This window comes from Flavobacterium facile, from assembly GCF_036321945.1.
Lineage (GTDB): Bacteria > Bacteroidota > Bacteroidia > Flavobacteriales > Flavobacteriaceae > Flavobacterium > Flavobacterium facile.
The window spans coordinates 1-9,243 of sequence record NZ_JAZAYT010000018.1; the positions used below are offsets into that span (position 1 = coordinate 1).

Below are 9,243 nucleotides of genomic sequence, written 5' to 3' on the forward strand. Positions count from 1 at the left end.
AATGTAAAATCCTGAAATAGGTTGACAAAAAATCAACAACTATTTACAGGACAATATGAAAGAAAACCAACCACACTGTCAAAAAAAATCCGTTGGATTTGACTTAAAATTAAAAATTATTGATGAAGTATGCAACGGACAAATTTCCGTCAATCACGCAGCAGTAAAATACCAAGTCGGACGTAATGCAATTTATTATTGGTTACAAAAATTTGCTACCTTAGAGCAAAAACAAAAAGGAATGTCAAACAAAGACGAAATTAAAAAACTAAAGCAAAAAATTGAAGAACTGGAATTCATAAAAGACTTCCAACAAATGATTATTGCCGAAGCTGAAATTGATACAGGGAACGATTATGCAAAAAAGTCGCTGCCCGAATCATTGGCCAAAGAAGTGGAACTAAAGAAAAAAGCACTTTTAAAATCAAATGGATCTGCCAATGCTTCGGGATATCAAGACAAGCACTCTACAAAAAAATGAGTGTTTGTAAGAAACAAAAAGCTGATAATGAAAAACTAGTAAAAATGGTTATCGACAAAAGAGGTGAAATCAGTCAAGTAACTGGTGGAAGAAAATTACATCAGCTGCTACAAGAACAAATGAAATTAGAAAACATCAAAATGGGACGTGACAATTTCTTCGATTTTCTTAGAGCTCATACCCTATTGGTTCCTAAACAAAGGAATTTCACACGCACCACAAACTCTAATCATCTCTTTACAAAATGGAAAAATTTGGTGCAAAATAAAGTCCCAAATCATCCCGAAGAACTCTGGGTTAGTGATATAACTTATCTAAAACTAAATGGAAAAAATGCCTATTTAGCTTTAGTAACCGATGCCTATTCTAAACAAATAATGGGCTTTCATGTAGCTACAAACATGAAAGCTTCATTGTCAATAGAAGCTTTAAAAATGGCGTTAAAAAACAGAAAATATCCAAATCAAAAACTAATCCATCATTCCGACAGAGGCTTCCATTATTGTTGGCCAGAATATGTCAAAATTCTACAAGACAACAATATTTTAATAAGCATGACTGAACAATATGATCCATACGAAAACGCTCTAGCAGAACGTTTAAACAAAACTATGAAATATGAATTTGGACTAAATCAGACGATTCCAAACAAAACTATGGCTCAAAAAATGGTAAGACGCGCTGTAAAGATTTATAACTCTTTAAGACCACATGACAGCTTAAAGGGAAGAACTCCTGTTAGCGTGCATTTAAATCCTGATATTCCGTATAAATCGTATCGTAGGAATAATGAAATAATTTATCTAAATTTGAATTGAAAAATTAATTAAAAAACGTCAACCTATTTCAGGACGTTACACAAACGTAAAACAACAAACAAATTATGAATGAATTTTTCCCTTGTATTTTAGTAGAACACGAAGATAATTTTTCAATTATTTGTTCAGACTTTCATTATTTCGATGATTATCTTGGAGATAAAGGTGGAGGTGGTTACACCATTGAAAGATTAGCAAAGAAACTTGCCAAAGAACATAACATTCAAAAAGAAATTGGTTTTGATAGTGAGGCAGGAATGTTCTGTGCGTATTCTGTAAATAAAAATTCGCTTCTTAAATTATCTAATCTATTGCAACAAATTACAGGAAATGAAAAGCAACATTTACCAGTAGAAAATACCAAACCTTTAATACCCTTGGAAGATGCAGAAAAACTTTTACTGAAAGGATTTGTGATAGACTTAGATAAAGAAATGCAAGATGAGTTTTATAAAAATGTTCCCTACCCTGCGTTATCTCGTAAGCAAAAAGAATATTTGAACGCCATAGTGAACGGAACAAGTGAAGATAAAATAATTGCTTCAAAAAAGATTAATTCAGAAGCACGTACAAAAATAAGACGTTGGGACAACTATTTATCACACCCTACTACTATAACCTATTTTCTGGAAGCAATTGACCGAGAGGCAGACAATAAAGTAATCCAACAACTTATATGGGCTGTTGCATTTATTTGTGATAGACATTTACCCGATTTACGAACGCAATCCTATTTTTTAAAAGCCCTTGAAAGCAAAAATGCAACCACTCGTTGGTTAGGATTATTAGGACTTGGAATGTTATACGAATATCCAGAAGAAATTGTTTTAAAAATGACAAAAGACAAATCTGAAAAGGTAAGTGAAGAAGCTAAAAGTATACTAAAATGGGGAACAATAAAAACAAGAGGATTTGCTCCTTGGATGTTTGATGAGAAAAACTACAAATAAGGCTACACATAACAAGGGTTTTGCGTCAGGCGGGCTGAAGTGCAAAATTCAACGGCAGTTTTTCAATTGAACTTTAGTAATAAATTTATATCTTTGTGCTTCGATTTCCCGCCCGAACGCAAAGCCCCGAAACGTTAGCGGCAATGTAACAGCAGGATCAAGAATCTAACGCAATTTTAAGACAAAAAAATTAGATTAAAATTTAAGAATAGAATTTTATTTATAAATTTGAAAAAAAACAATGTTAAATATAAATATAAAAAAAAATGTTTCTAATTAAGTATATGGAAATAATAGCGCCTTACCTCGGTCTATTATTTGTTGTCAGTTTCCTTGTCAAAATCATAAATTATAGTATTTTCGATTACTATAAAACCGGTCTTGGAACAATGGGTTCTTTACTTATTGGAATTTTTACACATTATAAAAGATATGAAATAGAGGATGAAGAGAAGAAAGAGAAGAAAGTTTCTAAAATCGTTAATAATGTTTGCGGATATATTATGTTATCTATAATTGTTATCCCTATTATTATCTTATTTATACTTTATATTATCTATGGTTAGAAAAATACACAGCCGCTAACAGCGGTTTCAAGAAATGGCGAGGCATGGGATTTATCAGAAATTGGAAAGGTCTTTAATTAAAAGTTTTGGTTATATTTGTAAAGGCTTGGTCTTGGTTCATCGCCACTTCTTGAAGCCGCGAAACGTTATAGCCAATGGTAGGACGACAGACACAGCAAAATGACCACACATTTCAAAGGAGAGAATGCCGAAAATCTTTAAGAGTAGGTATTAAATAAAATTAAAAACAAAAAAAATGAGAACAATCAAACATTTAGCAATTATCGGAGTGGTAGCACTAATGTCAGCTTGTGCAAGCACAGCCAATTTTCCCGTTTCGAGTACAGTACCTGCTGCGGATATTACCGCTACAAAAAAACAGGACAAAAACAAAAATTACGTTATTGAAGTAACTGCAAGAAACTTAGCGGAAGCTAGTAGATTAAATCCACCAAAAAACAACTACAGTGTTTGGATAGTTGCTGAAAATGGAACCACTAAAAATGTTGGTCAATTAATTAACAAAAATGCTAAAAAAGCAACTTTAAAAACAACAACTCCATTTAATGTAAAGGAAATTTTCATTACAGCAGAGGAACAAGGAAATCTAACTTATCCTGCAGGTATTGAAATTTCTCGAACTACTTTCAATAAGTAATGTAATGAGGATTATAAAAACAATTTTACTGCTACTCCTTATCGGAGTAGCAGTTATTTTTATTGTACAAAATTTAGAAACCGTACAGTTGTCTTTTTTAAAATGGAGTGTTACTATACCTTTGTCGTTTGCAACTGCTATAATTTACATTTTAGGTGCAATTTCGGGTGGTTTAATATTTTCAATTCTGAAAAAACTAACAATAGAAGATTCTGACAAGAAAGGTTAATCTCTAAAAACAAACAAAATGAGTACAGTAGAAAAAAATAATTTGGTTGAAACCTCTCAAAGTAAAACCAAAAACACATTCAAAGAAAAAATTGTTGGCTTTTTCAAAAATAATAAGGTTGCAACAGTTTTAACCGTATTGTTGTTGGTAGTTTTTATCTGGTTTTCCATTAAAATTCGCATAAACGAGAAAACCTTTAATAATGAGAAAACACAATTGATAACTCAATATGAAAGCAAAATTGACAGTTTGCAAATAAAGCACCTTGAGTTTGCTACAGAAGTTTTTTCGTGGTCAGTAAGAAGCGAATTACTAAGGAATAACACTGAAAATCTCAATCAATTACTCAGTATTTTTGTCCGACAGTCTGGAGCAGATTTGGTGCAACTTGTAAACCCAAAGGACAATATTGTTCTATTATCGTCAGACAAGAAATTTGAAGGAACTACTCTTGAAACAACAGCTTTTTCAAACCTTACAAGCACTAAAGTTTATACAGAAGAAAATTTAGTAAAAATTGTCAGTCCTGTAATGGGATTTAACGATAAAATTGGGGTTCTGCTAGTAGTGTTGAATAAATAACCACTGGCTATAACAGCAGTTTGGCAAAATGGCGGGTTCAGTGCTAAATTGAACATTCGGTTTTCAAATGAAGTTTAGTGCTAAATTGAAAGTAAGTGCTTCTAAATCCGCCACTTCGCCAAGCTGCAAAACGTTAGCGGCAAGCATAAACCAACACCGTACAAAGAATGAACCCTCTCATAAAACAACTTAAAAAATACGGAAATCTGACCTCTGAAATCGAAACAGAACTTAACGAAAAAATTAAAAGTCTGATAAAACAAAAAGGCGATTTTTTGCTCAAAGAAGGACAAATTGTTTCAAATTTATTCGTAATTGAAAAAGGGCTTGTTCGTTCGTTTTATAATATCAATGAAAGAGAAATTAATGTTTGGTTTGGTTTTGAGAGCGGAATTTTAGGTTCAGTAATGCCATTATTTTTTAGCCAACCTTCAATTAAAAACATTCAGTTTTTAGAAGACACCACTTTATATTATATCTCAAGCAATGACCTTGAAAGTTTCTACAAATCATCGCAGGAAATGAATACGATTGGTAGAAAAATGGCAGAAGAATATTGCAAAATTTTAGAGGAACGTTCTTTTTTATTACAAACACATACCGCAGAACAGCGTTATCATTGGCTTTTGAAAAACCAACCCGAAGCTTTGCAAAGAATTTCTTTAGGACATATTGCTTCTTATTTGGGTATTTCGCAAGAAACATTGAGCCGTATTAGAAAGAAATAACGATTTTGACATTTGTCAAAAAAAGCACTTTTTAATTTTTGTTTCTTTGCATCAGTTAAAACAAAAGAACAATGAAATATTTATTTTTATCATTAGCAATCGTACTTGAAGTTGTAGGTTCGAGCTTTATGAAAGCATCAGACGGTTTTTCAAAATTATTGCCAACAGCGATAACAATTGTGGCATATATTGCTTGCTTTTTCTTTTTTTCGCAAGCTTTAAAATCCATTCCTTTGGGAATAGCTTATGCAATTTGGGGTGGTTTAGGAATTGTCTTGACAGCTATAATTTCGGTAGTGGTATTTAAGCAATCGTTAGACATTCCAGCAATTATTGGAATTATTTTAATTGTGACAGGAGTTATCGTAATGAATTTTTTCTCAAAATCAGCAGCACACTAAAATGCCAGCCGCTAACAAGGGTTTTGCAATAGTGGGGCGAAACTGCAAAGTTCAACGGTTGTTCTTCGGTTGAACTTTAGTGCAAAATTGAAGATTTGTGCTTCGATTGCCCCACCATCGCAAAGCCCCGAACCGTTACCTGCCATTTTACCCACCCACGGAGAAACACAAACAGTAAATGAATGACAACTTAAAAAATTTCTTTGAAAAACTTTTTGGACAAGTCCCACAATCTGAATGGGAGTTATTAAAAACTATATTAGAGCCGGTTGAAGTTCCAAAAGGTGCTGACATACATAAAATTGGAAAACTCTGTAAAAATCTTTGGTTTTTAGAAAAAGGAGCGGTAAGGGTTTATGAATATTCAAACGAAACAGAGAGGACAACTCATTTTTTTATAGAAAACAATTTGTTTATTGACTATCATAGTGTGCTCACAAATTCAACTTCCGAAATTGGATTTAAAGCAGAAGAAAATAGTTTGCTTCAACAAATGCCTTATGACAAACTTCTTTCACTATTCGATAAATCACATTATTTAGAGCGACTTGCAAGACTTATGGCGGAAAGACAATTTGTAATGGAATTTGAGTTGCGAAGACAACTATTAAATTTTGACGCATTAGAACGTTACGAATTTTTAATTAAAACACAGCCATACATTTTCCAACGATTTGCGTTAAAAGACATTGCAAGTTTTATCGGCATTACACCAGTTTCATTGAGTCGTTTAAGAAAAATGAAATGACAAAGTCGAAATTATCATTTGTAAAGTGAAATATAAAACGACAGACATACATTTGCACAATTAACTCATTAAACTTTAATATATGGTACGATTAACTTTTTTATCACTTTTATTGGTTACTCTTTTCTCTTGTAACAATTCAAATAAAAATTCAAACAGTATGGAAAATTCAGAAACAAACAAGACAATCATTAAGCAGTATTTTAAACATTTCAATAACCACGAATGGCAAAAAATGGCTGATATGTACATAGAACAGCCAGAAATGAAAGACCCAGCCTACGGAATTAAAAATGTAAAAATGACAAAAGCCGACATTGTAAAAAAATACAGCGAACTAAATCAAATGATTCCTGATGTACACGACAATGTAATAAATATGTATCATTCGGGCGACAACGTAGTTGTTGAATTTGAATCATCAGGAACAGCACCAGACGGTTCAAAATTTGTATTGCCCATCTGTACAATTTTTGAAATTAAGAATGGAAAAATAACAAAGGACTTAACCTATTATGACAACTTTGACGAAAAATAAAAACGGCAGGTAACAATGAGCAAAACATTACTTATAATATTGACGCTACTCGTTTTTTCCTGCAAGGACAAAGACAATGATAAAGAGCAAAAAGTATTTGATAGAATCGACTTTGTATATAATTTAAAACAAACGGTAGCTGAAAAAACGTGGGCAACTTTTAACGATAAGGAATATGACCTGCCTCTTGTTTATTTCACTGATACAAGTTCTTACATTGCTAATCCGACAGAAAAATTCTTGAAAACATTCAAATCAGGCTTAGTTTTTAAAAACCAACTCATAAAAATTTACAAAACAAATAACAGATTGGATAGTTTGTCATTTCATATGGAAACAGGCATGACATTAGGAGACCCGACTGAAGATTATAATTATCATTCACCCTTTATGATGTGTAGTAGTTATGAAGAAACCTCTAAAACAATTCCGAATGTTCTTTCAACGGAAGAATGGACTACAATGATCATGCATGAATACTTTCATGGATATCAGTACAAACATAAACCTTACATGGATTACTATGAAAAAGAAATTGTACAAATTCAGCCAGACAGTTTAACAGGAATTTACAAAAATAACACTTGGTTTAAAAACTCAATTGACAAGGAAAATAAATTGTTGCTAAAAGCCATTGCTGAAACAGACAGTATAAAAATCGTTAACATCATAAAAGACTTTTTTGCTTTAAGAACCCAACGAAGAAACACTGTATTGACGAAAATGAAATTTGATATTTCCAAGTATGAAAAATGCTACGAAACAATGGAGGGCACAGCACGATACATTGAATATTCGCTTTACAAACTCTATGCTACGAAACGACCTGATTATAAATTATTAAAGTCCGACACCTCTTTCAGATCATTTAAAAAATTTCAAAATTACGACTTAACAAAAGACGAATGGCTTTACAAAACAGAAAAAACGACATATTTCTATGCAGTGGGTTTTAATATGGCAAGACTTTTAGATAAATTAAAAATTGAGTACAAATCACGACTCTTTAAAGAAGGAAAAATAACGATAGAAGATATACTACTTGAAAAACAAAACGGCAGGTAACATCGGTTTGGCAATATGGCGGCTGAAGTGCTTCTATAAAACATTTGTGAAAGTTTCAACAGTAGTAATTCTATTGAACTTTTGTGCAAAAAAATCCGCCACATCGCCAAGCCGAAAAACGTTACCTGCCATTTTGAAAAATGTAAAATCCTGAAATAGGTTGACAAAAAATCAACAACTATTTACAGGACAATATGAAAGAAAACCAACCACACTGTCAAAAAAAATCCGTTGGATTTGACTTAAAATTAAAAATTATTGATGAAGTATGCAACGGACAAATTTCCGTCAATCACGCAGCAGTAAAATACCAAGTCGGACGTAATGCAATTTATTATTGGTTACAAAAATTTGCTACCTTAGAGCAAAAACAAAAAGGAATGTCAAACAAAGACGAAATTAAAAAACTAAAGCAAAAAATTGAAGAACTGGAATTCATAAAAGACTTCCAACAAATGATTATTGCCGAAGCTGAAATTGATACAGGGAACGATTATGCAAAAAAGTCGCTGCCCGAATCATTGGCCAAAGAAGTGGAACTAAAGAAAAAAGCACTTTTAAAATCAAATGGATCTGCCAATGCTTCGGGATATCAAGACAAGCACTCTACAAAAAAATGAGTGTTTGTAAGAAACAAAAAGCTGATAATGAAAAACTAGTAAAAATGGTTATCGACAAAAGAGGTGAAATCAGTCAAGTAACTGGTGGAAGAAAATTACATCAGCTGCTACAAGAACAAATGAAATTAGAAAACATCAAAATGGGACGTGACAATTTCTTCGATTTTCTTAGAGCTCATACCCTATTGGTTCCTAAACAAAGGAATTTCACACGCACCACAAACTCTAATCATCTCTTTACAAAATGGAAAAATTTGGTGCAAAATAAAGTCCCAAATCATCCCGAAGAACTCTGGGTTAGTGATATAACTTATCTAAAACTAAATGGAAAAAATGCCTATTTAGCTTTAGTAACCGATGCCTATTCTAAACAAATAATGGGCTTTCATGTAGCTACAAACATGAAAGCTTCATTGTCAATAGAAGCTTTAAAAATGGCGTTAAAAAACAGAAAATATCCAAATCAAAAACTAATCCATCATTCCGACAGAGGCTTCCATTATTGTTGGCCAGAATATGTCAAAATTCTACAAGACAACAATATTTTAATAAGCATGACTGAACAATATGATCCATACGAAAACGCTCTAGCAGAACGTTTAAACAAAACTATGAAATATGAATTTGGACTAAATCAGACGATTCCAAACAAAACTATGGCTCAAAAAATGGTAAGACGCGCTGTAAAGATTTATAACTCTTTAAGACCACATGACAGCTTAAAGGGAAGAACTCCTGTTAGCGTGCATTTAAATCCTGATATTCCGTATAAATCGTATCGTAGGAATAATGAAATAATTTATCTAAATTTGAATTGAAAAATTAATTAAAAAACGTCAACCTATTTCAGGACGTTACA

The 9,243-nt window shown here is 32.3% G+C and carries 13 protein-coding genes; all 13 read left to right on the top strand.

Annotated features, from left to right (window positions below):
• Window positions 1–55: 55 nt before the first annotated feature.
• The 13 genes from UEQ13_RS00330 (at window position 56) to UEQ13_RS00390 (ending at window position 9,202) form a co-directional block, all read left to right on the top strand.
• A complete protein-coding gene (locus tag UEQ13_RS00330; protein WP_329804348.1) occupies window positions 56–481 on the top strand; it encodes an IS630 transposase-related protein in 426 nt (141 codons plus the stop codon).
• The gene (locus tag UEQ13_RS00335; RefSeq protein ID WP_329804379.1) at window positions 451–1,299 is read left to right on the top strand and encodes an IS3 family transposase; all 849 of its coding nucleotides are present in this window, start codon (window positions 451–453) and stop codon (window positions 1,297–1,299) included. Before UEQ13_RS00330 ends, UEQ13_RS00335 begins: the two co-directional genes overlap by 31 nt.
• Window positions 1,300–1,364: 65 nt before the next feature.
• Window positions 1,365–2,249 carry an Imm51 family immunity protein gene (locus UEQ13_RS00340; RefSeq protein WP_158980930.1) on the top strand — a complete coding sequence of 295 codons (885 nt, stop codon included), beginning with the start codon at window positions 1,365–1,367 and terminating at the stop codon, window positions 2,247–2,249.
• 822 nt (window positions 2,250–3,071) lie between these two features.
• Window positions 3,072–3,473 carry a hypothetical protein gene (locus UEQ13_RS00345; RefSeq protein WP_068247322.1) on the top strand — a complete coding sequence of 134 codons (402 nt, stop codon included), beginning with the start codon at window positions 3,072–3,074 and terminating at the stop codon, window positions 3,471–3,473.
• 4 nt (window positions 3,474–3,477) lie between these two features.
• The gene (locus UEQ13_RS00350; protein ID WP_068247326.1) at window positions 3,478–3,702 is read left to right on the top strand and encodes a lipopolysaccharide assembly protein LapA domain-containing protein; all 225 of its coding nucleotides are present in this window, start codon (window positions 3,478–3,480) and stop codon (window positions 3,700–3,702) included.
• Window positions 3,703–3,720: 18 nt separating this feature from the next.
• On the top strand, window positions 3,721–4,284 hold the full coding sequence (locus UEQ13_RS00355; protein ID WP_068247329.1) for a hypothetical protein: 564 nt from the start codon (window positions 3,721–3,723) through the stop codon (window positions 4,282–4,284).
• A gap of 167 nt (window positions 4,285–4,451) precedes the next feature.
• The gene (locus UEQ13_RS00360) at window positions 4,452–5,012 is read left to right on the top strand and encodes a Crp/Fnr family transcriptional regulator (protein WP_187021840.1); all 561 of its coding nucleotides are present in this window, start codon (window positions 4,452–4,454) and stop codon (window positions 5,010–5,012) included.
• 71 nt (window positions 5,013–5,083) lie between these two features.
• Window positions 5,084–5,413: a DMT family transporter gene (locus tag UEQ13_RS00365; RefSeq protein WP_158728187.1), complete on the top strand. Its 330-nt coding sequence runs from the start codon at window positions 5,084–5,086 to the stop codon at window positions 5,411–5,413.
• A 178-nt stretch (window positions 5,414–5,591) separates the two neighbouring features.
• Window positions 5,592–6,161, top strand: a complete 570-nt coding sequence (locus UEQ13_RS00370) for a Crp/Fnr family transcriptional regulator (protein ID WP_329804376.1) — start codon at window positions 5,592–5,594, stop codon at window positions 6,159–6,161.
• A 160-nt stretch (window positions 6,162–6,321) separates the two neighbouring features.
• Window positions 6,322–6,699, top strand: a complete 378-nt coding sequence (locus UEQ13_RS00375) for a nuclear transport factor 2 family protein (RefSeq protein WP_329804377.1) — start codon at window positions 6,322–6,324, stop codon at window positions 6,697–6,699.
• Window positions 6,700–6,714: 15 nt separating this feature from the next.
• Window positions 6,715–7,764 carry a hypothetical protein gene (locus UEQ13_RS00380; RefSeq protein ID WP_329804378.1) on the top strand — a complete coding sequence of 350 codons (1,050 nt, stop codon included), beginning with the start codon at window positions 6,715–6,717 and terminating at the stop codon, window positions 7,762–7,764.
• Between the two features lie 194 nt (window positions 7,765–7,958).
• Window positions 7,959–8,384, top strand: a complete 426-nt coding sequence (locus tag UEQ13_RS00385; protein WP_329804348.1) for an IS630 transposase-related protein — start codon at window positions 7,959–7,961, stop codon at window positions 8,382–8,384.
• On the top strand, window positions 8,354–9,202 hold the full coding sequence (locus UEQ13_RS00390) for an IS3 family transposase (RefSeq protein ID WP_329804379.1): 849 nt from the start codon (window positions 8,354–8,356) through the stop codon (window positions 9,200–9,202). The genes UEQ13_RS00385 and UEQ13_RS00390 overlap by 31 nt, the downstream gene beginning before the upstream one ends.
• Window positions 9,203–9,243: the final 41 nt, after the last annotated feature.